This is a genomic window from Kitasatospora sp. NPDC093558 (assembly GCF_040683475.1).
GTDB lineage: Bacteria > Actinomycetota > Actinomycetes > Streptomycetales > Streptomycetaceae > Kitasatospora.
Window position 1 is genome coordinate 33,438 of the sequence record NZ_JBFBDY010000001.1, and the last position, 23,444, is coordinate 56,881.

At 72.8% G+C, this 23,444-nt stretch carries 20 protein-coding genes and 1 tRNA gene; 8 read left to right on the top strand and 13 right to left on the bottom strand.

The genetic code is table 11. From position 1 onward, the window contains the following. Positions 1-274: 274 nt before the first annotated feature. Complete coding sequence (locus AB0O00_RS00200) at positions 275-1,390, top strand: ADP-ribosylglycohydrolase family protein (RefSeq protein ID WP_363647423.1); 1,116 nt, start codon at positions 275-277, stop codon at positions 1,388-1,390. Between the two features lie 169 nt (positions 1,391-1,559). Here AB0O00_RS00200 and AB0O00_RS00205 read toward each other — a convergent pair whose 3' ends face one another. The 3 genes from AB0O00_RS00205 to AB0O00_RS00215 all read right to left on the bottom strand — a co-directional run bounded on the left by AB0O00_RS00205 (position 1,560) and on the right by AB0O00_RS00215 (position 4,005). Then, positions 1,560-1,799 carry a DUF397 domain-containing protein gene (locus tag AB0O00_RS00205; RefSeq protein WP_363647425.1) on the bottom strand — a complete coding sequence of 80 codons (240 nt, stop codon included), beginning with the start codon at positions 1,797-1,799 and terminating at the stop codon, positions 1,560-1,562. Further along, complete coding sequence (locus AB0O00_RS00210) at positions 1,796-2,659, bottom strand: helix-turn-helix transcriptional regulator (RefSeq protein ID WP_363647427.1); 864 nt, start codon at positions 2,657-2,659, stop codon at positions 1,796-1,798. The genes AB0O00_RS00205 and AB0O00_RS00210 overlap by 4 nt, the downstream gene beginning before the upstream one ends. A 587-nt stretch (positions 2,660-3,246) precedes the next feature. Beyond that, the gene (locus AB0O00_RS00215) at positions 3,247-4,005 is read right to left on the bottom strand and encodes a GPP34 family phosphoprotein (protein ID WP_363647429.1); all 759 of its coding nucleotides are present in this window, start codon (positions 4,003-4,005) and stop codon (positions 3,247-3,249) included. A 298-nt stretch (positions 4,006-4,303) separates the two neighbouring features. Between AB0O00_RS00215 and AB0O00_RS00220 the strand changes: the two genes are divergently transcribed. After that, positions 4,304-6,625, top strand: coding sequence for a D-alanyl-D-alanine carboxypeptidase (locus tag AB0O00_RS00220; RefSeq protein WP_363647431.1), 2,322 nt, complete (start codon positions 4,304-4,306; stop codon positions 6,623-6,625). Between the two features lie 59 nt (positions 6,626-6,684). On the opposite strand, the gene AB0O00_RS00225 is transcribed toward AB0O00_RS00220, so the two are convergent. Together AB0O00_RS00225 and AB0O00_RS00230 are read right to left on the bottom strand one after the other, a co-directional pair. Continuing rightward, the gene (locus AB0O00_RS00225; protein ID WP_363647433.1) at positions 6,685-7,605 is read right to left on the bottom strand and encodes a ribonuclease BN; all 921 of its coding nucleotides are present in this window, start codon (positions 7,603-7,605) and stop codon (positions 6,685-6,687) included. A gap of 185 nt (positions 7,606-7,790) precedes the next feature. Next, entirely contained in the window at positions 7,791-9,317 is a 1,527-nt protein-coding gene (locus AB0O00_RS00230; RefSeq protein ID WP_363647435.1) for a glycosyltransferase family 39 protein, read from the bottom strand. Positions 9,318-9,471: 154 nt separating this feature from the next. Between AB0O00_RS00230 and AB0O00_RS00235 the strand changes: the two genes are divergently transcribed. Beyond that, positions 9,472-9,544: transfer RNA gene (locus AB0O00_RS00235), tRNA-Arg, on the top strand. A 101-nt stretch (positions 9,545-9,645) separates the two neighbouring features. On the opposite strand, the gene AB0O00_RS00240 is transcribed toward AB0O00_RS00235, so the two are convergent. Next, positions 9,646-10,524: a carbon-nitrogen hydrolase family protein gene (locus tag AB0O00_RS00240; protein ID WP_363647437.1), complete on the bottom strand. Its 879-nt coding sequence runs from the start codon at positions 10,522-10,524 to the stop codon at positions 9,646-9,648. A gap of 23 nt (positions 10,525-10,547) precedes the next feature. After that, positions 10,548-11,354 carry a phosphatase PAP2 family protein gene (locus AB0O00_RS00245; RefSeq protein ID WP_363647439.1) on the bottom strand — a complete coding sequence of 269 codons (807 nt, stop codon included), beginning with the start codon at positions 11,352-11,354 and terminating at the stop codon, positions 10,548-10,550. A 394-nt stretch (positions 11,355-11,748) separates the two neighbouring features. On the opposite strand from AB0O00_RS00245, the gene AB0O00_RS00250 reads away from it, so the two are divergent. Together AB0O00_RS00250 and AB0O00_RS00255 are read left to right on the top strand one after the other, a co-directional pair. Then, on the top strand, positions 11,749-12,720 hold the full coding sequence (locus AB0O00_RS00250; RefSeq protein ID WP_329932124.1) for a sigma-70 family RNA polymerase sigma factor: 972 nt from the start codon (positions 11,749-11,751) through the stop codon (positions 12,718-12,720). Between the two features lie 156 nt (positions 12,721-12,876). Further along, a complete protein-coding gene (locus AB0O00_RS00255; protein WP_363647442.1) occupies positions 12,877-13,116 on the top strand; it encodes a hypothetical protein in 240 nt (79 codons plus the stop codon). A 49-nt stretch (positions 13,117-13,165) separates the two neighbouring features. Here AB0O00_RS00255 and mscL read toward each other — a convergent pair whose 3' ends face one another. From mscL to AB0O00_RS00280, 5 genes are all read right to left on the bottom strand, one after another. Next, positions 13,166-13,585, bottom strand: coding sequence for a large conductance mechanosensitive channel protein MscL (mscL, locus tag AB0O00_RS00260; RefSeq protein WP_363647444.1), 420 nt, complete (start codon positions 13,583-13,585; stop codon positions 13,166-13,168). 30 nt (positions 13,586-13,615) lie between these two features. Further along, entirely contained in the window at positions 13,616-13,888 is a 273-nt protein-coding gene (locus AB0O00_RS00265; RefSeq protein WP_363647446.1) for a hypothetical protein, read from the bottom strand. A 307-nt stretch (positions 13,889-14,195) separates the two neighbouring features. After that, the gene (locus AB0O00_RS00270) at positions 14,196-14,492 is read right to left on the bottom strand and encodes an FmdB family zinc ribbon protein (protein WP_363647448.1); all 297 of its coding nucleotides are present in this window, start codon (positions 14,490-14,492) and stop codon (positions 14,196-14,198) included. Positions 14,493-14,605: 113 nt separating this feature from the next. Further along, positions 14,606-16,033 carry an MFS transporter gene (locus AB0O00_RS00275; RefSeq protein WP_363647450.1) on the bottom strand — a complete coding sequence of 476 codons (1,428 nt, stop codon included), beginning with the start codon at positions 16,031-16,033 and terminating at the stop codon, positions 14,606-14,608. A 301-nt stretch (positions 16,034-16,334) separates the two neighbouring features. Beyond that, positions 16,335-17,819: a potassium/proton antiporter gene (locus AB0O00_RS00280; protein ID WP_363647452.1), complete on the bottom strand. Its 1,485-nt coding sequence runs from the start codon at positions 17,817-17,819 to the stop codon at positions 16,335-16,337. Positions 17,820-18,130: 311 nt separating this feature from the next. Here AB0O00_RS00280 and AB0O00_RS00285 point away from each other — a divergent pair, with 311 nt between their 5' ends. Beyond that, complete coding sequence (locus AB0O00_RS00285; protein ID WP_363647454.1) at positions 18,131-20,851, top strand: penicillin acylase family protein; 2,721 nt, start codon at positions 18,131-18,133, stop codon at positions 20,849-20,851. 69 nt (positions 20,852-20,920) lie between these two features. Here the strand turns inward: AB0O00_RS00285 and AB0O00_RS00290 are convergent, their stop codons facing one another. After that, positions 20,921-21,496, bottom strand: a complete 576-nt coding sequence (locus tag AB0O00_RS00290; RefSeq protein ID WP_363647456.1) for a 5-formyltetrahydrofolate cyclo-ligase — start codon at positions 21,494-21,496, stop codon at positions 20,921-20,923. Between the two features lie 68 nt (positions 21,497-21,564). Between AB0O00_RS00290 and AB0O00_RS00295 the strand changes: the two genes are divergently transcribed. Both AB0O00_RS00295 and galU read left to right on the top strand, forming a co-directional pair. Beyond that, positions 21,565-22,458: a GGDEF domain-containing protein gene (locus tag AB0O00_RS00295; protein ID WP_363647458.1), complete on the top strand. Its 894-nt coding sequence runs from the start codon at positions 21,565-21,567 to the stop codon at positions 22,456-22,458. 51 nt (positions 22,459-22,509) lie between these two features. After that, positions 22,510-23,430 (top strand): UTP--glucose-1-phosphate uridylyltransferase GalU, encoded by a 921-nt coding sequence (galU, locus tag AB0O00_RS00300; protein WP_363647460.1) that lies wholly within the window; start codon positions 22,510-22,512, stop codon positions 23,428-23,430. The last annotated feature ends 14 nt before the right edge of the window (positions 23,431-23,444 follow it).

Below are 23,444 nucleotides of genomic sequence, written 5' to 3' on the forward strand. Positions count from 1 at the left end.
CCGGACCGAGCCGGCCTGGACTGACCCGTCCCGGACCGAGCCGGCCTGGACTGACCCGGCCTGGACTGAGCCGTCCTGGACTGAGCCGGCCGGAGGTCCGGCCGCCGTGCTGCCGGCGGCCGGACCCGGCGGGGGCACCGGCGGGGATACCGGTGTGCGATGGGTCCCATTGATTCGCGCGGGTCTTCGCATAAGGTGCCAGGGCGCGCGACCGGCCCGAGCGTCGCGCCGCCCCGAAACCCGCCGAATCCGGACGAAAGGCGCACCCGTCGTGATGCCACTGTGGTCACGCGCACAGCAGCAGGACTTCCGCAGCCGGGTGCGGGGCTGTCTGCTCGGCGGCGCGATCGGGGACGCGCTGGGCGCCGCCGTCGAGTTCGAGGCGCTGGACAAGATCCTCGACCGGTACGGCCCGCACGGCGTCACCGGCTACCTCCCCGCGTACGGGCGGACCGGCGCGATCACCGACGACACCCAGCTCACGCTCTTCACCGTCGACGGCCTGATCCGCGCCCACATCCGCCGGGACACCGGCAGCTGGCACCCGCCCACCGACCTCCACCTCGCGTACCTGCGCTGGGCCGCCACGCAGCGCGACTGGGGCCCGGACGAGCGCCGCCCCGACCTCGGCTGGCTCGGCCGCGAGGAGTGGCTGTACGCCCAGCGCGCCCCCGGCCAGGGCAGCCTCACCGGCCTGAGCGGGCCCGACGGCGCACGCCTCGGCACCCTGGAGCACCCGAAGAACCCGCACTCCAAGGCCTGCGGCACGGTGGTGCGGGCGGCGCCGTTCGGGCTGCTCACCACCTGGGAGCCGGGCCTGGTGTTCCAGCTCGCGGTGGAGTGCTCGGTGCTCACCCACGGCCACCCGACGGGCTACCTCGCGGCCGGCGCGTTCGCCGTGATCGTCCAGAGCATCGCCCGCGGCGGCACCCTGGAGGAGGGTGTCCACCTCGCGCTGGCGCTGCTCTCCGAGCGGCAGTCGCACGACGAGACGACCGCCGCGCTGCGGGCCGCTCTGGACGCCGTCCGGGCGGGCGAGCCGTCCGCGGCCCGGGTCGAGGCGCTGGGGGAGGGCTGGGTCGCCGAGGAGGCGCTGGCGATCGCGGTGTACTGCGCGCTGGTCGCCCACGACGTCCGCTCGGGCCTGCTGCTCGCCGTCAACCACTCCGGGGACAGCGACTCCACCGGCGCGATCTGCGGGAGCCTGCTCGGGGCGCTGCACGGCGACACCGCGCTGCCGCCGCCGCTGGTGGCGGGCCTGGAGGGGCGCGGCGCGATCCTCGAACTCGCCGACGACTTCGTGCTGGAGCTGGTGCACGGCGCCGAACTGCACGGCCCGGACACCCCGGAGGGCGCCGCGTGGGCCGTCCGGTACCCGGTGGTGGGCTGAGGCGTCCAAGGCACGAGGCGTCCAAGGCACGAGGCGTCCAAGGCGCTTGGCGTCCAGGGCGCGATGCGTCCAAGGAACGCCCCGGGAAGCACAGTTGCCCGTAGCCATGTCCGCCGCCGAGGTGGCGACGGGCACCGCTACGGGCAACTGGGCCGAGAGCGGCCCGGGTTCAGGCTGTGCCGAGTCCCGCCGGTCCGAACGCCCCCGGTCCGAACGCCCCCGCTCCGGCGGCGGCGGCGAACGCGTTCCAGGCCTCGGCGGAGAAGCGCAGTTGTGGGCCGTGCGGGTCCTTGGAGTCCCGGACGGCGACGGCCCCCGCGGCCGGCACGGCGATCTCCACACAGGCGCCGTTGCCACCGCTGTGACTGCTCTTCCGCCAGAGTGCGCCGCTCTCGATGGTGGTGCTCATGGGTGGAATCCCTCTTCAATCTCTGCTATCAGCGTCCGGCTCTCCGCCACACCGAGCGCCGCCGCCCTCAGGTGGTCGTAGAGACTGGTATAGCGGCGCACGTCGGTCTCCTTCTCCAGGTAAAGATCACTCGTCACCCCTTCGAAGTAGACAACCGTGGAATCGGCTGACTCGGGGAACTCGAGCAGGGAGAATGTCCCGGTCATACCGGGGTGGGCGCCCGCGGAGAACGGGATCACCTGGATCGTGATGTTCGGCCGCTGGCTCAGCTCCAGCATGTGCTTGAGCTGGTGGGCCATCACCTCGCGGCTGCCGACCTCGCGGCGCAGCACCGCCTCGTCTATGACGGTCCACAGGCTGCCCAGCTGGTGCTCGCCGTGGATCCGGTCCTGGCGCTTCATCCGCACCTGCACCCGGCGCTGGACGGCGAGCGCGTCGGTGTCCGGCTGGGTGCCCTCGACGACGGCCTGGGCGTACTGCTCGGTCTGCAGCAGGCCGGGGACGAAGGAGGACTCGTAGGCGCGGATCGAGGAGGCCTCGGCCTCCAGGCCGATGTAGACGCTGTAGGGCGTCGGCATGTCGTTGAAGTCGTGCCACCAGCCGCGCTGGCGGGACTCCTTGGCCATCTCCATGAGGCTGTTGCGCATCTGTTCGTCGGACACGTTGTACACGTCGCAGAGGTCGCGGACGTCCCGCTGGCTGATGCTGCGCCGGCCGTTCTCCAGTCGGCTGATCTTCGACTGGGAGACCATCAGCCGGCCGGCCACCTCCTCCGCGGTCATCCCGAGGCCCTCGCGGAGCTTGCGCAGCTCCGAGCCCAGGCGCCGTCGGCGCACGGTGGGATTGATGTTGGCGGACACGTCGACCTCCGGCCGGACCTCTGGTGATCGTTGGAACGGCAGTCCTCGGAACACTTCGGACATTGGGACCAACCCCCCTGACTCGGAGCAGCATGTCACCTTGGGCGAGGTCGGCGCCGGGGAATCACAGCAGCGCAATAGAACGGATCATCGGATTAGCGCTTCTGCGAGACGGCGGAGCCCTCCAGGTGGTAATGCGGCTCAGCGGCTCGAACCGGTACTGCTACCGGCGCTGGTTCGTGCGGGCTCCCGGCGGTGCACGTGCTGGTGGCACATGCTGCGGCAGGCTCCGCCGGACCGTCCCCGGACGACCCGGGGGGTCCTCGGGGACGGCAGAGGGGCGGTCGCCGGGCGACTTCCGTCGCGGGCGACCGCCCCTCCTCGCTCCTGGTACTGCTGGTGGTGCGGGTACCGCTGGTGGTGCGTCGGGTCGTTCGGCGCTCACGGACGGCGCGAACGCGGTGGCGTGCGCCGTCGGATGTGCCGCCGGGTCTGCCGTCGGGTTTGCCGTCGGGTGCGAAGCCGGACGGCTCGTCGGACGACCCGCCCGTCGTTCCCGGGCGCGCCCCCGGACCCCGGACCGGGCGTCAGCGGACGCCGACCCGGGAGGCGGCCACCCGGCCGCCGGTGCCCCGGCCCGCCGCGCGGGCGCCGGAGGAGCCGGCGGACCGGCTCGTGCCCGCCGTCCCGGACGACCCCTGGGCCGAACGGTTCTGCTGTGCCGGCAGGCCGTTCTGCACGTCCATCACGGCGTGCGCGACCATCCCGCCGAGCGGGTCGTACCGGATCAGGTCGCGCAGCCGCGACCGCGAGGACCGGCCCTCGTTGCCCGGGTACAGGTGCTTGCCCAGGCCCACCGAGTGGGCCAGCGCGGCGAGCGCGGCCGTCCGCGGGTCCGGCGGCACACCGGTGCGGATCGCGGTGTCCAGCCGTTGCTTGATCGCGGCGTTGGTGCAGTCGTCGGACGCCTGGTAGCGCGTCGTCGGCAGCACCCCGCACACCTGGCCCGGCACGGCGGTCACCATGCCGCAGCGCTCCAGGTGCGCCAGGTAGGTCTGGCGCAGCCCCAGCCGGGGCCCGCCGATCCAGTGCGCCGCGCGGACCGGACTGCCGCGACGGCGCAGCAGTTCCAGTGCGTGGTCCAGGGTCGGGTCGCCGGTCGGCCGTGCGAGCACGACGGCGATCCGGTCTCCCTCCGGTACGATCCGTCCGGCCAGGGACAGCTCGACGAGCTGCGCCCCGGCGAGTCCGAGGTCGAGGGTCTGCGGCTGCGCCGTGGTACCCGTGGTCGGGTCCAAAGCGAGCAGCAAGAGTTCCTCGGGAACAGTTCTGCGGCTCTTGCCCATCCAAGCCTCCCCGCGTGGATGAGAGACAGGGTGACGCCTCTCACACGGGCTTGTCGAGTACGCCTCCGAATCGTGACCTTGCGGTGAAGGCCTGGAACCGGGGGGCGCGGGCCGGGCGTCTGTTCGGTGAACGGACCGCGATACGGCCGTGTGACGGCAATAAGGGCCGGTCGGGCGGGGTGTGCGCGGCCGGATCGCCCATCGGTGGCGGAGACTGTACAGGTACACGGGGCGGGGCGTCGGCTTCCCGAAATCGGGTCTGCCGGTGCCCCGCCGGGCGTTGAGGAGGCTGGGTTACGTGGGCGAGTCCCCCGACAGGGTGCTGCGGGACGGCGGGCGCGAGCAGGACCGGGAGCGCGGACGGACCGGATCGACCGCCGTCGGAACGGCCGCTGACGGCGCCTCCGCCTCCGCTTCCGGCTCTTCTTCTGCTTCTGCTTTTTCTGCTTCCGATTCCGCTTCCGGTGCTGCCGCTGCCGCCGACGCGACCGGCGACGCGACCGGCGACGCGCCGAAGGCGGGGGCCAAGGGCGGCTCGACCGTGCAGCTCCGCGTCCGGGATGTGGACACCAAGACCACGATGCTGCGGCTGCCGGTGGACAACCGCACCACGGCGCTGCGGCTGCCCGACGAGCTCGTGAAGCCGTCCGGCGCCGGGAGTTCCGAGGGTGGGGCGCCGGAGGCACCGGACGACGCGTCGGATGCCACGCGGGGCGAGGCCGCGGAGCCGTCGGCCCGGCCGTCGGGCGCCGATCCCCGTCTCGGCATGCGGACGGCCGCGACGGAGCCGGAGGACGAGGCCGGCGAGGCCGACGACGCTCCGGCGGAGGACGACACGCCCGGGGCCGACGTCCCGGTGGAAGCCGCCGACGCGGATGCCGCAGATGCCGCGGAGGACACTCCCGAGGCCGACGCTCCCGTCGTGGCGGTGCGGCTGACCAAGCCCCCGACGCCCGCGCCCGCAGAGGACGCCGAGAAGCCCGCGCCCGTCGAGAACCCGGCCGGTGCCGAGAGCGCCGAGGAGCCCGCAGCAGCGAAGGCCCCGGCGCGGGTGACGTCCGAGAAGCTGGAGAAGCCGCGCCCCACCCCGCTCAAGGCCGCCTCCGGCACCGTCCCCGAGCCGCCGGCGCCCGCGCCCCTGCCCGAACCCGAGCCGCAGCCCGGCCCCGAGCCGCTGCCGAAGCCGGCCCCCGTCCCGGAGCCCGGCCCGACCCCGGCGCCCGAGCCGCTGCCCACGCCGGACCCGCGGCCGGTGCCGCCCGTCCCGCCGCTGCCGAAGCCCGAGCCGCTGCCCCTCCCCGAGCCGCTGCCCGTCCCCGAGTCGCTGCCCTCGCCGGAGAACACCGCCGAGGCGATGGAGGTCCTGGCGGCCCTCAACGCCCGCCCGGTCTCGCCGCTGCGGCGCGCGCTCAAGCGGATCACCATCTGGACGGTCTTCCTCGCCGTGGTGCTCGGCGCGGTCGTCGTGGCCCAGCTGCTGCGCCCGCTGCCGGACGCGAAGGTGCGGATGTCCGCCGCCGGCAGCTACAACTTCCCGGGCGACCCGCTCGACCTCGCGTGGCCGGCCAAGGGCCAGTCCGCGGCCGAGGTGGTCGGCGTCGGCAGCCTCGGCAGCTCCGGCCCGGAGACGCCGGCCTCGATCGCGAGCGTCACCAAGGTGATGAACGCCTACCTGATCCTGCAGAAGTACCCCCTGAAGAAGGGGGAGAGTGGCCCCAAGATCACCGTCGACAAGCAGGCCGCCCAGGAGTCCGGCAACAGCGACGAATCGAGGGTCACGCTCACCGAGGGCCAGGTGCTCACCGAGTACCAGGCGCTGGAGCTGCTCATGCTGCCGTCGGCCAACAACGTGGCCCGGCTGCTCGCCCGCTTCCACTCCAACGGCTCCGAGGCTGACTTCGTCAAGCTGATGAACGACACCGCGGCCAAGTTCGGCATGACCAACACCACCTACGCCGACCCGGCGGGCTACAACGCGGAGACCAAGAGCACCGCCAAGGACCAGCTGAAGCTGGCCGAGCAGGTCATGCAGGACGAGATCTTCCGGCAGATCGTGTCCAGCCCGGACACCACCTTCAACAACCAGAAGATCTCCAACACCAACAACCTGATCAACCCGAAGACCGGGGTCATCGGCGTCAAGACCGGCTCCAGCACCCCGGCCGGCGGCTGCCTGATGTGGGCCGCGTACAAGGAGATCGCCGGCGTGAAGCGGCTGATCCTCGGCGTCACGCTCGGCCAGCAGGCCACCTCGGCCAACCCCGGCGACGGCATCCTGCCGACGGTGCTGAAGGTCAGCGGCAAGCAGATCCAGGCCGCGCAGAACGGCGTGACCGGCCAGACCGTCGTCAAGAAGGGCGACGTCGTCGGCTACGTCGACAACGGGCTCGGCGGCAAGGTCCCGGTCGTCGCGACCAAGGACCTCGTCGTGGCCGGCTTCCCCGGCATCGGCGGCACCGTGACCCTGGACGCCGGCAAGGTCGCCCACCACGCCGCGGCGGGCACCGAGATCGGCACGCTGCGCGTCGGCGAGGGCGACACCAAGAGCGAGGTGCGGGTGGCCCTCCAGTCGGACCTCAACCCGCCGTCCATCCAGTCCCGGCTGACCCGGACGCTCTGAGCCCGGGCCGTTGAAGGGGGAGCCGGATCGCCGGCTCCCCCTTCACTGCGTTCCAGGCCTCACTGCGTTCCAGGCCCCGCCGCGTTCGGGGCCTCACCGCGTTCCGGCCCGAGCAGGCGGGCGAGCGGCTCCTCCTCCGCCAGCACCCGCCCTAGCGCCAGCGCCAGCGTGTACCCGGTGAAGGTCGCGATCAGCCACGACAGCCCGGTGAACACCACCCCGTACGTCCCGAACCGCGCCACGCTGTGCGCCATCGCGCGCGGCAGGTAGATCCGCCCGGCCACCCCCAGGCCGACCACCGCCACCCCGCACAGCAGCGCCCCCGGCAGCAGCGGCGGCCAGCGCACCCGGGCGCCCAGCAGCAGGTGCTGCGTCCACCACCAGAGCGCCGTCGAGCCCGCGAAGGTCATCGGCAGCCCCAGCCATCGGCCCGCCCCGAAGCCGTCCCACAGCGGTGCCTGGAAGACCAGCCAGACCAGCCACACCAGCAGCCACACCAGCCAGCGCCAGGCCGCCAGCCGGGCCGCCGCCCGCGGCAGCTCCCAGCAGCGCTCGCACACCCGCTGGATCGCGCGGCTCAGCGTCGTCGCCGACAGGACGGTGAACAGCGCGCCGAGCGCCCCGAAACCGGCCTCGCCCCGCCCGTTCGCCAGCACCTGCTCGACCGACTGCTCCGCCGCGCCCCGGATCCCCAGCTCGTTGTGCAGCGAGTGCACGACGTGGTCGCGGAAGGACACCGGGGCGAACACCGCCACCACGAACAGCGCCGGCAGCGCGCTGAGGAAGGCCTGCGCGGCCAGCCGGGTGGCGCAGTCCAGCAGGTTCACCCGGACCAGCTGGCGCACCGCCCGTCCGACCAGCGGCACCTGGTCGGGCAGCCCGCGCGCGTACCGGGCCGCCCCGGCGCCGCGCTCCCTGAGCCGGGCCGTCCGTCCACCGCGGCGGCCCCCGGTGGGCGGGCCGGTCGGCCGGTCGGTCACGGGCGCTCCTCGGTCACGAGGCTCCATGGTCGCCCGGGCCCGGTGCGGCCGCATCCGGGGCTGTGCGGGCCGGCTCCGGCGGGGTTCACGTCCGGCCGGCTTTACGTCCGGCCGGGGTCAGCTCCGGCTCAGGTCCGGCCGGGTCGGCTCCGGCCGGCTTTACGCCCGACCGGGTCGGCTCCGGCTCAGGTCCGTCGGTCGAGCAGCGCCAGGGTGGCCCCGTCCAGCGGCGTGATGTGCGTGGGGGCGCCGTAGCGGCTCCGGAGCGCCTGGGCGTCATTCGGGTCCATGGCCGAGAGCGGGTCCGTGGTCTCCCCGAGGACGACCAGCCAGATCCGCTCGCCCTGCCCCAGGCACTCGGCCGGGACGGTGCACGCCGTCGGCGACAGGTCCGCCGCCTCGACCGCGCCGCGCGCGACGAACACCGGGTAGGGGCGGACGTCCGCCGGCAGGTAGTAGGTGACGCCGGGGCCGATCATGGCCCAGCTCTGGTCACCCAGGGGGACGGCGAGTCCGTCCCCGGGCCGGTAGCCGGCGGCGATCAGTCCGGCGGCCGCGCGGAACGGCTCGTGCGAGTGCGCCGACTCGTAGCGCACCGTGGCCTGGCTCGGCAGTGCCGCCCAGGCGGGCACCGCGAGCAGCGCCAGGACCAGCAGCATCCCGGCCGCGCGCAGCCGCGTCCGGCGCGGGCCGCGCCGGGCCAGGCCGGTCAGCGCCTTGTACACCGCCGCCACGCCGCCCCCGCCGAGCGCCGCCCAGGCGGGCACGGTGAACAGCAGGTACCGGTCCACGAAGTACGACGTGCCGCCCTGCGACACCAGCCAGACGCCGACCACCGGCACGACCGCCAGCAGCAGTGCCTGCAAGGCCTGCACCCGCCGGCCCGGCAGCACCACGGCCGGGACCGCCAGCAGGACGACGGCGATGAAGACGTCCGGCGCCCCGGCCAGGCTCTCGCCGAAGTGCCACAGCGCGTCCACCGAGGGCGTCCCTATCCACCCCAGCTGCCGCGACGACTGCCGGGCGCCCAGCACCACCACCGGCAGCAGCGGCAGTGCCGCCACCAGCACGGCCGCCGGGTACTGCCAGAGCAGCCGCCGGTCCGCCGCCCCGCGCGTGCGCCACAGGTGCAGCAGCACCACGGCGGCCTGCCCGGCCACGGTGCTGTACGACACCAGGTGCAGGATCCCCGCCGCCGCCATCGCCAGGCAGTACGGCGCCCAGCGCCGCCACCCGGGCCGCTCCAGCGCCCGCAGCAGGAACCAGGTCGCGGCCGCGATCGCGCAGGTGACCAGGGCGTAGGCGCGCGCCTCTTGGGCGAAGCGCGAGACCTGCGGCACGGCGCAGAACAGCAGCCCCGAGCCGACCGCCGTCACCCGCCCGCCGAACAGCCGCTCGGCGGAGAGCCCGACGAACGCCGCCGCCCCGGCCATCGCCAGCACCGACGGCAGCCGCAGCGAGTCCGTCGAGTCCCCGAACACCGTCGTCCAGGCGTGCATCAGCAGGTAGTACGCGCCGTTGCTGGCGTCCACGTGCTGGAGCAGCCGCACCAGGTCCGGCAGGGACCGCGTCGCCACCGTCCACGTCGCGACCTCGTCCCGCCACAGCACCGGTGTCCCCAGCCGGAACAGCCCGACCCCGAGCATCACCACCGCCGGCCACAGCCACACGGACCGCAGGAGTCGGCCGACGCGGTGCACAGCAGGGCTCATCGGGACCTTCGATCGGAAATTCGAGACTCGAACACGTTCCTTGAAGGCTACGCGGCCCACTCTGACACCCCGTCGGCACCCGGAGCCTCCGCCGTCGCCTCCGCCCCCACCCCCGATCCGGTACGCTGTGGACGGCTTCGTGACCACACGGCCCGCCTCAGTAGCTCAGGGGATAGAGCACGGCTCTCCTAAAGCCGGTGTCGCAGGTTCGAATCCTGCCTGGGGCACACAGTGCCGAGAGGCCCCCGACCCGTGCGGTCGGGGGCCTCTCGGCGTTCCGGGGCGCTCGTGCGGGCGCGCTCGCGGCGCTCCGGCGGCTGAGGCGGGATCAGGCGAGGACGTGCTCGGCGCGGGGGACGGGCGTGGGGTGGGCGGCCAGGTCGGCGAGCAGGGGCTCGGTCTCCCGGGTGGTGCGCAGGACGGCGGGGTCGAGGTCGGCGAGGACGATCTCGCGGCGGTCCTCGCCGGCCTCGGCGATCAGGCGGCCGTCGGGGCCCCAGACCGCACTGCCGCCGCAGGTGTGCCAGCCGCCGGTGGTGCCGATGTGGTTGGCGAGCACCGTGTAGAGGGTGTTGTCGAGCGCGCGGGCCGGGAACCAGGTGCGGGACTCGTGGTGGCCGTGCCCCACGCTGAAGAGGGCGCCGACCAGGTAGGCGTGGCAGCCGTCCAGCGCGGCGGAGCGGGCGTGCTCGGGGAAGCCGGAGTCGTAGCAGATGCCGAGGCCGAGCCGCCAGCCGTCGAGCTCCAGGCTGCAACCGACCGTCCCCGGGCGGTAGTAGCCCTGCTCGGACTTGAACAGGTGCTGCTTGTCGTAGCGGGTGACGACCGTGCCGTCCGGGCCGAACACGAACGCGGAGACGAGCAGGTCCGACCCGTCCTGCGCGGCGGTGCCGACCACCGCCGCGGTGCCGGTCTCGCGGCACGCCTCGGCGATCGGCGCGAGGCGCGGATCGCCGGGCTGCACTGCGCACTTGAGCGGATCGGCACTGATCAGCTCGGGCTCGTAGCCGGCGAGGAACTTCTCCGCGAAGAGCACCAGCCGGGCACCGGAGGCGGCGGCCTCGCGGATGAGTTCGGCGGCGGTGGCCGCGTTGGCGGGGATGTCGCCGGCGACGGCCTGGGCCTGGACGGTGGCGATCCGCAACGGACGCTCCGGGTAACGGGCGTGGGCCGCGGGCGCGTGAAGGGCTTCCTGGGTACGGGACATGCCCGTCACGCTACCGAGGGCGGTCAGCCGACGGCTCGGTCGGGGTGATCGGCGCCGTCGCCGGGGCGGTCGCCGCGGGCGGGGCGGAACGAGGGCACGACGACGCGCTGAACCCTCGGCCGCGTACGCCAGTTGACCCGCCGGATGTCGCGCGCGAGGGCGCCGGGGCACCAGAGCTCGACCGCCGCGGTGACGGTGCCCAGGACGAAGCCGGCCGCCAGCCAGCCGCCCAGGACGTCGCTCGGCCAGTGCACGCCGAGGGCGATCCTGGTCCAGCCGACGGTCAGCACGGCCGCCACGGCCACCGCGCAGGCGGCGATCCGCCCGGAGCGGCCGGCCCGGGGCCAGAACAGGCCGACCAGCACCGCGCAGGTGATCGCCGAGGCCATCGCGTGCCCGGAGGGGAAGGCCGGGCCGCCCGCGTGCGAGACCGGGTCGGTGAAGGACGGCCGCTGGCGGCCGAAGGCGAACTTCAGCCCCCACTGGGTGGCCCACCCGACCAGCGCCTGGGCGACCGCCCACCCGGCGAGCGTCCGGGCGCCGATCAGCCAGAGCCAGCAGGCCGCGATGCCCAGCAGGGCACGCATCGTCACCGTGCCGCCGATGTCGGTGAGCGTCTGCACCGCGGCCGTCCAGGCGCGGTGCCCCCGGGCGTAGGAGTGCGTGTCCGCGATCCAGTCGTGGTCGAACCGGTCGAGGGGCTGCCAGTGCCGGGTCACCAGGACGGCCAGCAGGCCGAACAGCAGGGCGCAGCCCGTCGCCAGCGCCGTGCCCCGGAGGAGCCGGCGGTGACGCACGGTGGCGGCAGGCGCGCTGTTGGTCAGGTGCATGCCTGACACCTTCCCAGTGTCCTGCGCCGATCGGACGCTCCGGTGATAGCGATTCCGCATCTTTTGTGCGGAGGACCTGCGTGCGCCGGGGTGTGGGAGCGGGCGGAAAGCCGGGCGTGCGGGAACGCGCGGTGCGCGCGAGGGGTTCACCGCTATATCCGCTCCGGAGCGGTCGCGCGGCGCGCACCCGACGTGCCCGGCCGATCACCCTGTGTCCAGAACCGGGGTGAAAACCGGCAGGATACTGCATCACTGGGAAGAATCTGAGCGACTTGGGAATGTTGTCCGGAATCTGTTCGTTGGATCGTTACGTGTGTGAGCCCCCTGGGGCCCGCATTCTTGCCCTCTCGGGGCAGGCAGGCATTCCTCGGCAACACCAGCAAAGGGAGCAAGCATGGCCACCCGTGCCGTCGTTCGCGACAGGGCCGACCGGACTCGCGCGGCCCGCCCGACCAACCTTGAGGCCGACCGTGACCTGGTCGGCATGTACCTCGACGAGATCGCCAGGACGCCCCTGCTCGATGCCGCCGAGGAGGTCGAGCTCTCGCTGCGGATCGAGGCCGGCGTGTACGCCCAGCACCTGCTGGACGAGGGCGGGCTCCCCGAGGGCGCCACGCGCGAGGAGCTGGAGGCGATAGCCGACGACGCCGAGCGCGCCAAGGACGTCTTCATCCGCTCCAACCTCCGGCTCGTGGTGGCGGTCGCCCGCCGGTACCCGCGCAGTGGCCTGCCCCTGCTGGACCTCATCCAGGAGGGCAACGCGGGCCTCGTGCGGGCGGTCGAGAAGTTCGACTACGCCAAGGGCTTCAAGTTCTCCACCTACGCGACGTGGTGGATCCGGCAGGCGATCACCAGGTCGATCGCCGACCAGTCCCGCACCATCCGGCTGCCCGTCCACCTGGTCGAGGAGCTGGGGCGGATCCGGCGGGTGCAGCGTGAGAAGTCCAAGGAGCTGGGCCGCGAGGCCGAGCCGGCCGAGATCGCGGCCGAGCTGGACACCACCGAGGCCCGGATCAAGGACGTGCTGGACTGGGCGCGCGACCCGGTCAGCCTGAACATGTCGGTCGACGACGAGGGCGAGACCCAGTTCGGCGACCTGGTCGAGGACACCGGGGCGACGTCCCCCGAGGACGCCGTGATGGTCATGCTCCGCCGCGAGGAGCTGGACGACCTGATCGGGCGGCTGGACGACCGGACGGCCTCGATCATCCGCTCCCGCTACGGGATGGAGGACGGCCGCGAGCGCACCCTCACCGAGGTGGGCAAGCAGCACGGCCTCACCCGCGAGCGGATCCGGCAGATCGAGAAGCACGCGCTGGCCGAGCTGAAGAAGATCGCCGACCACGCCGGCTTCGAGGCGGCGTAAGGGATCCCGGGCGGGGCCGACCGAGGATCCCCCGCAGGAGAACCGAGCCCTGCCCGGGCCCGGGTGCGGAGCGCTCCGCACCCGGGCCCGTGGCGTGTCACGGGCTCTTAGGCTTGAGGGACAGGACGACCGGGGGCGAGCAGCGGGGTGAACAGGGTGAGCGAGCAGGGACCGGAACAGGTGGAGGGGCAGGAGCAGGTGGCACAGGAGCCGACGGTGCAGCAGCGGGAGGCCGCCGAGAAGGCCCGGACGAAGGCGCGCCTCGTCTTTGGGGACCCGCTGGACCGGCTGTCCCGGGACGACACCGACTCCGGCTGGGGCGACCGCCCCGGGGCCGGGAGCGGGCGGGGGCTGGACTGGTACCTGAGCCAGCGCCCGCCGCACCACGGCGACTGAACGGGACAAGGGGCGGGACAGAGGGCGGAACGGGGGGCGGAAACCGCGCTCAGCGCAGCGGGGAGACCAGCGCGTCGCGGATCTCGGTGAGCAGTTGGACCTCCTTGGCCTCGGCCTCCGCGACCTCCTCGGCGAGGCTCTTGCGCCGGGCGGCCATGCGGTTCATCGGCACGATCAGGACGAAGTAGACGACGGCGGCCGTGATCAGGAACTGGAGCACGGCGCTGAGCACCGAGCCCCACAGGATGAGGATCCCGGACACGGCCTCGCCGGTGGGGGAAACCTCGCAGGGCCCCTTGAGGCAGGAACTGTAGGACGCCAGATCCTTCGTCCCGAAAACACCGACGATCGGATTGATCACGCCCTTGACGAAGGCGTTGACGATGTTGGTGAAGGCCGCACCGATGACGACGGCGACGGCGAGCTCGACGACATTTCCACGCAGCAGGAATTCCTTGAAGCCCTTCATGCCGCCTCGAACGACGAAGTCGTCGACCGGTTACGGGTGATCACCCGAAGTGCCGGATTGACAACCCGCGCGGCCCAGCGCGCCACCCGTCGGTGGCGTCAGCCCGGCCCGCGCGGGCCCGAACGCGAGCGCCGCGGCCACCGCGAGCAGCACCAGCGCCGGCACCCCGCCCCGTCGCCGGACGGCGTGCCACCAGCGGTGCCGCCGGCCGGCCCCGCGCCTGATCGGCCGGAAGCTCGGCACCGCCCGCCGGGGCGGGACGGTGGGCGCGGGCGGCGGGACGGCGTGGCTGAGGGCGTTCATCGGGAACCACCTCCGGGGTCGGTCGGCCTCTGGTGACCCCACGATGAGCGCCCGCGCCGCAAGCCGGAAGACGTTATCCGCAGCCTGTGGACAAACCCGGCCCTGTGGACAATTTCGTACACCCGCACGAGTGGTCCGGGCCCGTCCGGATTGACCCACGACTGCCGGACCAGGACTGCCGGACGACCCAGGGACGACTCGGGGACGCCTCAGGACTGCCGGATCGACGCCGGACGGCTCCGGGAACGGCAAAAAGGCCCGCCGCCACCGCGTGAGCGGGGCAGCGGGCCTTCGCCGCGTGCTGGTGTCAGCCGGCGGCCGGAGCCGGGGAGGACGAGCCCGAGGACGACGACGTCGAGGTCGAGGACGTCGAGGACGACGACGTCGACGAGCTGGAGGACGTGGAGCTCACCGAGCTGCTCGACGACGAGCGGCTGTCGGTCCGGTAGAAGCCGGAGCCCTTGAAGACCACTCCCACGGCCGAGAAGACCTTGCGCAGCTTCCCCTGGCAGTCGGGGCAGGTGGTCAGCGCGTCGTCGGTGAACTTCTGCACCGCCTCCAGGCCGTTGCCGCACTCGGTGCACTGGTACTGGTACGTGGGCACTTGTCTTCCTCCTGGCACTCGCGCCTGATGAGTGCTAACGATGGTCAATGATGCGGTATTCCGCTGGATGAGTCCAGCGACTCCGGTGTGACGTGGGCCCGGTCCGGGCGGCGTCACCCCTTGGCGGCGCCCACCAGCTCCCGCTCGCCGGTACCCGAGACGGCACCAGAGACGGCACCCGAGACGGCATCCGAACCGACACCCGAGACGTCACCCGGGACGACATCCGAAGCCGCGCCCGAGGCACCGCCCGCGACCACCGTGCTCGCCCCGCCCGACGGCACCAGCAGGTGCCGCAGCGAGACCAGCGCGGCCAGCCCGAGCCCGGCGCCGATGGCCGGCACCAGGAACCCGGCCGACGGCCCGTGGCCGTCGATCAGCTGCCCGGCCACCATCGAGCCGACCGCCAGGCCGAGGCCGATGGCACCGGTCAGCCAGGTGAACGCCTCGGTCTTGGCGCCGTCCGCGACCAGCGTCTCGACCAGCGTGTAGCCGCTGATCAGGGTCGGCGCGATGGCCAGGCCGCAGACCAGCCCGGCGATCGAGAGGGTGACCAGGTTGGGCATCGCCCACAGCGTCGAGCAGCCCAGCACCAGCAGGGTGTAGCTGGTGATCATGCGCTGCTGGACCGAGCGCCGCCAGGCGATCATGCCGTAGAGCACACCGGCCACCATCGAGCCGCCGGCGAAGATCCCGTACACCGTGCCGGCCGCGGCGTGCTGCCCGACCGAGTCGGCGAAGGCGTTGACCGAGACCTGCATGCCGCCGAACACGGCGCCGACGCCGAGGATGACGCCGGCCAGCAGCCGGACGCCGGGCGAGGCGAGCGCGGAGACGCGCTGCGCCCCGGGCTGCGGCACGACCCGGGCCGGCGCGGTGCGGCGCTGGGCGGCGAAGGCCAGGCCGCCGACGAAGGTCAGCGCGGCCTCCGCGATCAGGCTGGCGGAGGGGCTGACCGAGGTCGCGATCTTGGCGGCCAGGATCGGGCCGACGACGAAGGTGAACTCGTCCGTGACGGACTCGAACGCGAACGCGGTGCTGACCTTGGCGGCGGAGGTGGCCGAGGCGCCCTCGGCGCTGAGCTTGGCCACCCAGCGGGCGCGGACCATCGCGCCGATCTGCGGCACGCTCGCACCGGCCGGGACGGCGGCCAGGCACAGGCTCCAGGCCGGCGCGTGGCCGTTCGCCAGCACGATCAGCGCGGCGACCGAGGCGGCGTGCACGAAGACGGTGGGGACGAGGACGGTGGCCTGCCCGTACCGGTCGGCGAGCCGGCCGGTCTGCGGGCCGATCAGGGCCTGGGCGACGGCGGAGACCGCCGTGACGGTGCCGGCCGTGCCCCAGGAGCCGCCGGTGCCCGTGACGAGCATCAGGATGCCCATGCCGAGCATCGCGTAGGGCAGCCGCGCGACGAACGCGGGTGCAAGGAACGTCCAGGCACCCGGCGTGCGCAGCAGCGCGCCGTACCCGACGCGCGCGGGAGCGGCGTCCTGGGTGGCGAGGGTGTCCGTGGCGTTGTCGACCGTTCGGCGGGCCGTCACGGTCGTCCTTCCTGCTGCCTGGTAGCGCGGCAAGGGCATGGGGTGGCCCCGACGGCGCCGAGAGTCGTCCTCTCGTGCGTCGACCGGGGTAGATACCGGGCCGCTCCGGCGTGGTTGCCGAGAGCCGGGCCGCAGCCGCCGAGCGGTCGCGCCAACTCTGCATCAGGCAGATGCTGGGTTGGTCAAAAGCGGTGTTCTTCCAGCATACAGTTACGCGCGTAGATGGCGCTAGATCCCAACGGATCGAAGCCGGAACGGGCTCCCGGACCCCGAAAGGCCCGGTGCCCCACCACTGTACGGCTCACTTCCCGTACAGCCACCCCGCGAGCTTGCCGCCCTTGTCCACGGCCCGCAGCCGCTTCTCCGCCGCCTCGCCGACCTCGTCCGTCGTGACCACCAGCAGCTCGTCGCCGCCGCGCAGCACCGTCGCCCGGTCCGGCACGAAGGAGTTCCCCTCCCGGACCACCAGGGTGACCGCCGCCCCCTTGGGCAGCCGCAGCTCGCCGACCTCCACCCCGGACATCCGGGACGCGGGGGAGAGCGCGACGGACAGCAGGTGCCCGTGCAGCTTCTCCAGCGGCGCGGACTCGATGTCGAGGTCCTGGCCCATCGCGCCCTCGCCGATCCTCAGCTGCCTGGCCACCCACGGCAGGGTCGGGCCCTGGAGCAGGGTGAAGACGACGACCAGGATGAAGACGATGTTGAACACGTCCTCGGCCTCGTGCGCGCCGGAGACCACCGGGATGGTGGCGAGCACGATGGGCACCGCCCCGCGCAGCCCGGCCCAGCTCAGCAGGGCCTGCTCCTTGCCCGGCACCCGGAACGGCGTCAGCGTGAGCACCACCGACAGCGGTCGCGCGAGGAAGACCAGCACCCCGCCGATGACCAGGGCCGGGATCACCGCGTCGCCCATCGTCTCGGGTGTGCACAGCAGGCCGAGCAGGACGAACATCCCGATCTGCCCGATCCAGGCCAGGCCGTCCGCGAAGCCGCGCACCGCGGGGCCGTGCGGCAGCTTGGCGTTGCCGAGGATCACCGCGCTGATGTAGACGGCGAGGAAGCCGGAGCCGTGCAGCAGCGCGCCGCCCGCGTAGGCGAGCACGGTGAGCGCCATGACGGCGATCGGGTAGAGGCCGGAGGACGGCAGGGCGACGTGCTTGATCCCGAACGCGCCGAGCTTGCCGACCGCGAAGCCGATCGCCGCGCCGATCGCGAGCTCGGCGAGGATCGTGCCGAGCAGGACGTACCAGGAGTCCAGCTCGCCGGTGGTGGCGAAGGCGACGACCAGGATGACGACGGGTGCGTCGTTGAAGCCGGACTCGGCCTCCAGCAGGCCGGTGAGCCGGTGCGGCAGCGGGACCATCCGCAGGACGGAGAAGACGGCGGCGGCGTCGGTGGAGGAGACGATCGCGCCGAGCAGCATCGAGGTGCGCCAGTCCAGGCCGACCAGCCAGTGCGCGCCGGCGGCGGTGACGAACACGCTCACCCCGACGCCGACGGTGGCGAGCACGGTCGCCGCCGGCATCACCGGCCTGACCTCCTTCCAGCTGGTCTTCAGACCGCCTTCGGCGAGGATCACGACGAGGGCCGCGTAGCCGATCACCTGGGTGAGCTCGGCGTTGTTGAAGGTGACGCCGATGCCGTTCTGGCCGAGGGCGACGCCGATCCCGAGGTAGATCAGGAGGCTGGGTAGCCCTGAGCGGGTCGATATCCGCACGGCGACCACCGCGACCAGGAGGATCACGGAGAACTCGAGAAGCAGCTGGTTCAGGTGGTCGACGTTCACGCAGGGGCACCTCGTGCAGGCATGGGGGCGGGCGGGGTGTCTCTCGGTGGTGCGGGGTGTCTCTCTCGGTGGTGCTTCGGTCGTGCGGGTACGAGCTGATGACCCGTTAAGAAGCCGTCAATACTCCTCTTGCGGATCGTTACTCATTCTAACATTTTGCCATATCTTTAGTTGGGCTCCTCACACAGGCCCCGTTCCAGGCCGTCCCCGTTCACGCCGCCGCGCGGACTCGGCCTAATGTGGTGCCCTGTCACGGCCGCAGGCCCTGGACACGCCCGCCCGCCCCGAAGTCGAGGACCGCAAGGACCCAGATGCCCCGCTCGAAGAAGTTCCGGCGCGCCCGTCTGATCGTGATCGTGCTGGTCGTGCTGCTGGTGGCCGGCGTCGGCTACGGCGGCTACCGCGGGGTCACCGCGGTCCGCGCGTCCTTCCCGACGGTCGACGGCACCGTGAAGGTGGCGGGCCTGACCGCCCCGGTCGACGTCAAGCGGGACGCCAACGGCATCCCGCAGCTCTACGCCGACACCGCCGAGGACCTCTTCCGCGCCCAGGGCTACGTCCAGGCGCAGGACCGTTTCTGGGAGATGGACGTCCGACGGCACATCACCGCCGGCCGCCTCTCCGAGATGTTCGGCGACTCCCAGGTCGACACCGACTCCTTCATCCGCACCATGGGCTGGCGCCAGGTGGCCGAGCAGGAGTTCAAGACCAAGCTGTCGCCGGAGACGAAGAAGTACCTCCAGGCGTACTCGGAGGGTGTCAACGCCTGGCTGGCCGAGCACCCGGGCGGCGAGAAGGCCTCGCTGGAGTACGCGATGCTCGGCGTCGTCAACAGCGGCTACCAGCCCGAGCAGTGGACCCCGGTGGACTCGGTGGCCTGGCTCAAGGCGATGGCCTGGAACCTCTCGGGCAACCTCCAGGAGGAGATCGACCGCTCGCTGCTGGCCCAGGACTTCACCCCGGACAAGATCGCCGAGCTGTACCCGGACTACCCGTACGCCCGCAACGGCACGATCGTGAAGACCGGCACGGTCGCGGGCGACGCCTACCGCCCGGCCGACGGCTCCGCCCAGCCGGGCACCGGCAACGCCGCCGCCCCCACCGCGCAGGGCGCGGCCGCCACCAAGGCGCTCCTCCAGGGCCTCACCGACCGGGTCGACGCGATGCCGCAGCTGCTCGGCCGCCCGGGCCAGGGCATCGGCTCCAACTCCTGGGTGGTGGCCGGCACCCACACCACGACCGGCAAGCCGCTGCTGGCCAACGACCCGCACCTCGGCCCCGGCCTGCCCTCGGTCTGGTACCAGATGGGCCTGCACTGCCGCACCGCCTCGCCGGCCTGCCAGTTCGACACCACCGGCTTCACCTTCGCGGGCATGCCCGGCGTCGTGATCGGCCACAACAAGGACATCGCCTGGGGCTTCACCAACCTCGGCGCCGACGTCACCGACCTCTACCTGGAGAAGGTCACCGGACCGGACACCTACCAGGTGGACGGCAAGGACGTGAAGTTCGACCTCCGCAAGGAGACCATCAAGGTCGCCGGCGGCGACGACCGCGTCATCACCGTCCGCACCACCCAGACCGGCGCCCCGCTCATCTCCGACCAGAGCACCGAGCAGCAGAACGTCGGCAAGTACGCCCCCAACGGCAGCGCCGCCCCCGACCGCGGCACCGGCGGCTACGGCGTCGCCCTGCAGTGGACGGCGCTGAACCCCGGCAAGACGATGGACGCCGTCTTCGAGCTGGACAAGGCCAGGAACTGGGACGACTTCCGCAACGCCGCCAAGGACTTCGCCGTCCCCGCGCAGAACCTCGTCTACGCCGACGCGAAGAACATCGGCTACCAGGCCCCGGGCGACATCCCCGTCCGCGGCAAGGGCGACGGCACGCTCCCGGCCCCCGGCTGGGACTCCGCCTACCAGTGGAAGGGCTCGATCCCCTTCACCGCCCTGCCGTACAGCTTCAACCCGTCCTCGGGCTACATCGTCACCGCCAACCAGGCCGTGGTGGACCCGACGTACAAGTACGGCCTGACCAAGGACTGGGAGTACGGCACCCGGGCCAAGGAGATCACCGACCAGATCGAGGGTCTGCTCAAGAACAACGGCAGGATCTCGCCGGACGACATGCAGACCCTGCAGCTGGACAACACCAGCGTCATGGCCAAGACGCTCGTCCCGCTGCTGCTCAAGCAGCAGATCGACGACCCGTACGTGCGCGAGGCCCAGGACCTCCTGAAGGACTGGAACTACCACCAGGACGCCTCCTCGGCCGCCGCCGCGTACTACAACGCGGTCTGGCGCCAGCTGCTCACCCTCGCGTTCGGCCAGAAGTTCCCGGCCGACATCCGCGCCAAGGGCAACTGCCTGCTGGTGCGCCAGCAGGACGACCCGACCAAGCCGGACAGCTCCAGCAAGATCGTCACCGAGTGCGGCACCCGCGACCCGGACAAGGCCCAGCCCGACGGCGGCGACCGCTGGACCGAGGTCGTGCGCCAGCAGCTGGACAAGCCCGAGAGCACCTGGTGGACGTACATCGACTCGCAGCACAAGGAGCAGAAGGGCCTGGACAACCTGCTCCAGGAGGCGATGAAGAACGCCCGCCAGGAGCTGACCTCGCTGCTCAGCAAGGACGTCTCCACCTGGAACTGGGGCCGCCTGCACAAGCTGACGCTGCGCGAGCAGACCCTCGGCACCGACGACTCGTCGATCGCCTCCGGCCTCGTCCACAAGCTGCTCAACCGTGGCCCCTACCGCCTCTCCGGCGGCACGGCGGCGGTCGACGCGGCTGGCTGGAACGCGGCGGCCGGCTACCAGGTGGACTGGATCCCGTCGATGCGCATGGTCGTCGACCTGAGCGACCTCGACTCCTCGCGCTGGGTCAACGTCGGCGGCGCCTCCGGCCACGCCTTCCACGACAACTACAACGACCAGACCGACCTCTGGCTCAACGGCAAGCTGCTGACCTGGGCCTACACGCCGGACGCGGTCGAGAAGGCGACCAAGCACAAGCTGGTCCTGACCAACGGCTGACGCCCGGACGCACCGGTGGCCCCGCTCGACCGCGAGCGGGGCCACCGCCGTTTCCGGGCGTTCCGGGGCTCACCCGAGCACGTGCCGCCCCGACGGCGTGACCGCCACGTCCACGGGACGGTCGTGCGGCTCGGCCGGCACCTCCGCCAGCAGCTCGTGCTCGTACAGCAGCACCGCCAGCACCGGCCGCGCCCCGGCCCGCTCCAGCCGGGCCAGCACCCGGTCGTAGCTGCCGCCGCCGCGGCCCAGCCGCAGCCCGCGCCGGTCCACCGCCAGCCCCGGCAGCAGCACCACCGACGCCCCCACGACGGCCTCCGGCCCCAGCCGCGGCCCGACCGGCTCCAGCAGCCCCCGCGCGGCCGGGGCCAGCGCGTCCACCCCCTCGTACGGCGCCCAGTCCAGGTCGTTGTCGGCCAGCAGGACGGGCAGCAGCACCCGCACACCGTGCGCCCTCAGCTCGTCGAGCAGCGGACCGGTCCCGGGCTCGGCTCCGACCGAGACGTACGCGGCGACGGTGGCACCCGGCGCCGCCAGCTCCCCGGCGTGCGCGGCCAGTGCACGCGCCGCCTCCGCGCGCTGGTCCCCGGTGAGTGCACGGCGATCGGCCAGCAGCCGTGTCCTCAGCCCGTTCTTCTCGTTGTGCATGGGATCTCCTCGGATCTCCTCGAACTCGGCCCGACGGGCCGAGCCTGACACGCGAAAGGGCACCCCCATTGCCCACCCCGCTGCTGGTCCACGCCCTGGCCGCGCTGAGCGTCCCCGCGCTGGCCGGCACCACCGTGCTCGGCCTGCGGCTGCGCCGGGCGCACGGCGAGGCCGCCGACCGGGAGGCGCTGCTGCACGAGCGGGTCGCCGAGCTGGAGGGCCGCTGCGCCGAACTGGAGCGCACCGCCTCCTGCGACCCGCTCACCGGCGTGTGGAACTACCGCCACCTCCAGCTCACCCTCGACCGCGAGATCGAGCGCGCCCGCCGCGCCGAGCAGTCCGACCAGCAGGACGGGCCGCGCCCGCTGGCCGTGCTGCTGCTGGAGATCGCCGGCTTCGACGCGATCGTCACCGAGCACGGCCGCGCCCGGGCCGGCGCGATACTGCGCGACCTCGCCCAGCGCCTCGCGATGGAGATCCGGCGGGCCGACACCCTCGGCCGCTACAGCGGCGAGGAGTTCCTGGTGATCCTGCCGGACACCGGTGCCGACGGCGCCGCGCAGGTCGCCGAACGGCTGGTCTGGTCGGTGCGCCGGCACCTGCTGCTCGACTGGTCCTCCGGCCCGCGCGAGCCCCGCCCGGCTCGCGGCAACGGCCTCACCGCCGCCGTCGGCGTCGCCGTGCTCCCCGAGGACGGCACCCACGCCGCCGTCCTGCTCCGGGCCGCCGACCGGGCGCTCGCCGAGGCCCGCGCGGCGGGCGGCGACTGCTGGCGCGGAAGCCCGCGGGCCGGGCGCCACGAGCCCGTCACTTCCGGTACGGAGGGCGGTTCGACTGCCGAACGTGACCGTTCGGAAAAGCCGGGTAGTCTGTCGCCCTGTGCCGGCGGGGACCCCCTCGCCCAGCCGGTCATTTCCCAGACGCCTGCCACCGTGGCCGGCCCCGGCGACGGGCTCCCCTAGTCGTCCGACCGCGCCCGGCCGGGTGAAAACGTGCCTTAGTAAGGTTTGCGCATGACGACGACCAACACTCGAATTCCGGTAACCAAGGCCGTGGTACCCGCGGCCGGACTGGGCACCCGCTTCCTCCCGGCCACCAAGGCCACGCCCAAGGAGATGCTGCCCGTCGTCGACAAGCCGGCGATCCAGTACGTCGTCGAGGAGGCCGCCGCCGCCGGGCTGTCCGACATACTGATGGTCACCGGCCGCAACAAGCGCGCCCTGGAGGACCACTTCGACCGCGCCTACGAGCTGGAGGAGCTCCTCGCCCGCAAGGGTGACGAGGACCGCCTGCGCCGCGTCCGCGAGTCCGTCGAACTGGCGAACATGCACTACGTCCGCCAGGGCGACCCCAAGGGTCTCGGCCACGCCGTCTCGGTCGCCGAGCAGCACGTCGCCGGCCAGCCCTTCGCCGTCCTCCTCGGTGACGACCTGATCGACCCCCGCGACCCGCTGCTGGCCCGCATGATCGAGGTCCAGCAGGAGCTCGGCGGCTCGGTCGTCGCGCTCATGGAGGTCGACCCCTCCCAGATCCACCTGTACGGCTGCGCCGCCGTCAAGGCGAACGGCTTCGGCGACGACGTCTTCCAGGTGACCGACCTGGTCGAGAAGCCCGACACCGCCGACGCCCCGTCGAACTACGCCGTCATCGGCCGCTACGTCCTCGACCCCTCGGTCTTCGACGTGCTGCGCGAGACCAAGCCCGGCCGCGGCGGCGAGATCCAGCTCACCGACGCCCTGCGCGAGCTGACCACCCGCGACGCGGAGTCCGGCGGCCAGGTGCACGGCGTGCTCTTCAAGGGCCGCCGCTACGACACGGGTGACCGCGCGGACTACCTGCGCGCTATCGTCCGACTGGCCTCCGAGCGCGAGGACCTCGGCCCGGAGTTCCGTACCTGGCTGCGGGAGTTCGTCGCCTCCGAGCTGCAGGACTGACACACCGACCGAGA

Excerpts from the sequence above, each read along its gene's own strand:
- AB0O00_RS00200 (WP_363647423.1), top strand. The coding sequence starts at position 275 with ATGCCACTGTGGTCACGCGCACAGCAGCAGGACTTCCGCAGCCGGGTG.
- AB0O00_RS00230 (WP_363647435.1), bottom strand. The coding sequence starts at position 9,317 with ATGAGCCCTGCTGTGCACCGCGTCGGCCGACTCCTGCGGTCCGTGTGG.
- AB0O00_RS00290 (WP_363647456.1), bottom strand. The coding sequence starts at position 21,496 with ATGCACAACGAGAAGAACGGGCTGAGGACACGGCTGCTGGCCGATCGC.
- AB0O00_RS00205 (WP_363647425.1), bottom strand. The coding sequence starts at position 1,799 with ATGAGCACCACCATCGAGAGCGGCGCACTCTGGCGGAAGAGCAGTCAC.
- galU (WP_363647460.1), top strand. The coding sequence starts at position 22,510 with ATGACGACGACCAACACTCGAATTCCGGTAACCAAGGCCGTGGTACCC.
- AB0O00_RS00240 (WP_363647437.1), bottom strand. The coding sequence starts at position 10,524 with ATGTCCCGTACCCAGGAAGCCCTTCACGCGCCCGCGGCCCACGCCCGT.
- AB0O00_RS00250 (WP_329932124.1), top strand. The coding sequence starts at position 11,749 with ATGGCCACCCGTGCCGTCGTTCGCGACAGGGCCGACCGGACTCGCGCG.
- AB0O00_RS00285 (WP_363647454.1), top strand. The coding sequence starts at position 18,131 with ATGCCCCGCTCGAAGAAGTTCCGGCGCGCCCGTCTGATCGTGATCGTG.
- AB0O00_RS00215 (WP_363647429.1), bottom strand. The coding sequence starts at position 4,005 with ATGGGCAAGAGCCGCAGAACTGTTCCCGAGGAACTCTTGCTGCTCGCT.
- mscL (WP_363647444.1), bottom strand. The coding sequence starts at position 13,585 with ATGAAGGGCTTCAAGGAATTCCTGCTGCGTGGAAATGTCGTCGAGCTC.
- AB0O00_RS00265 (WP_363647446.1), bottom strand. The coding sequence starts at position 13,888 with ATGAACGCCCTCAGCCACGCCGTCCCGCCGCCCGCGCCCACCGTCCCG.
- AB0O00_RS00245 (WP_363647439.1), bottom strand. The coding sequence starts at position 11,354 with ATGCACCTGACCAACAGCGCGCCTGCCGCCACCGTGCGTCACCGCCGG.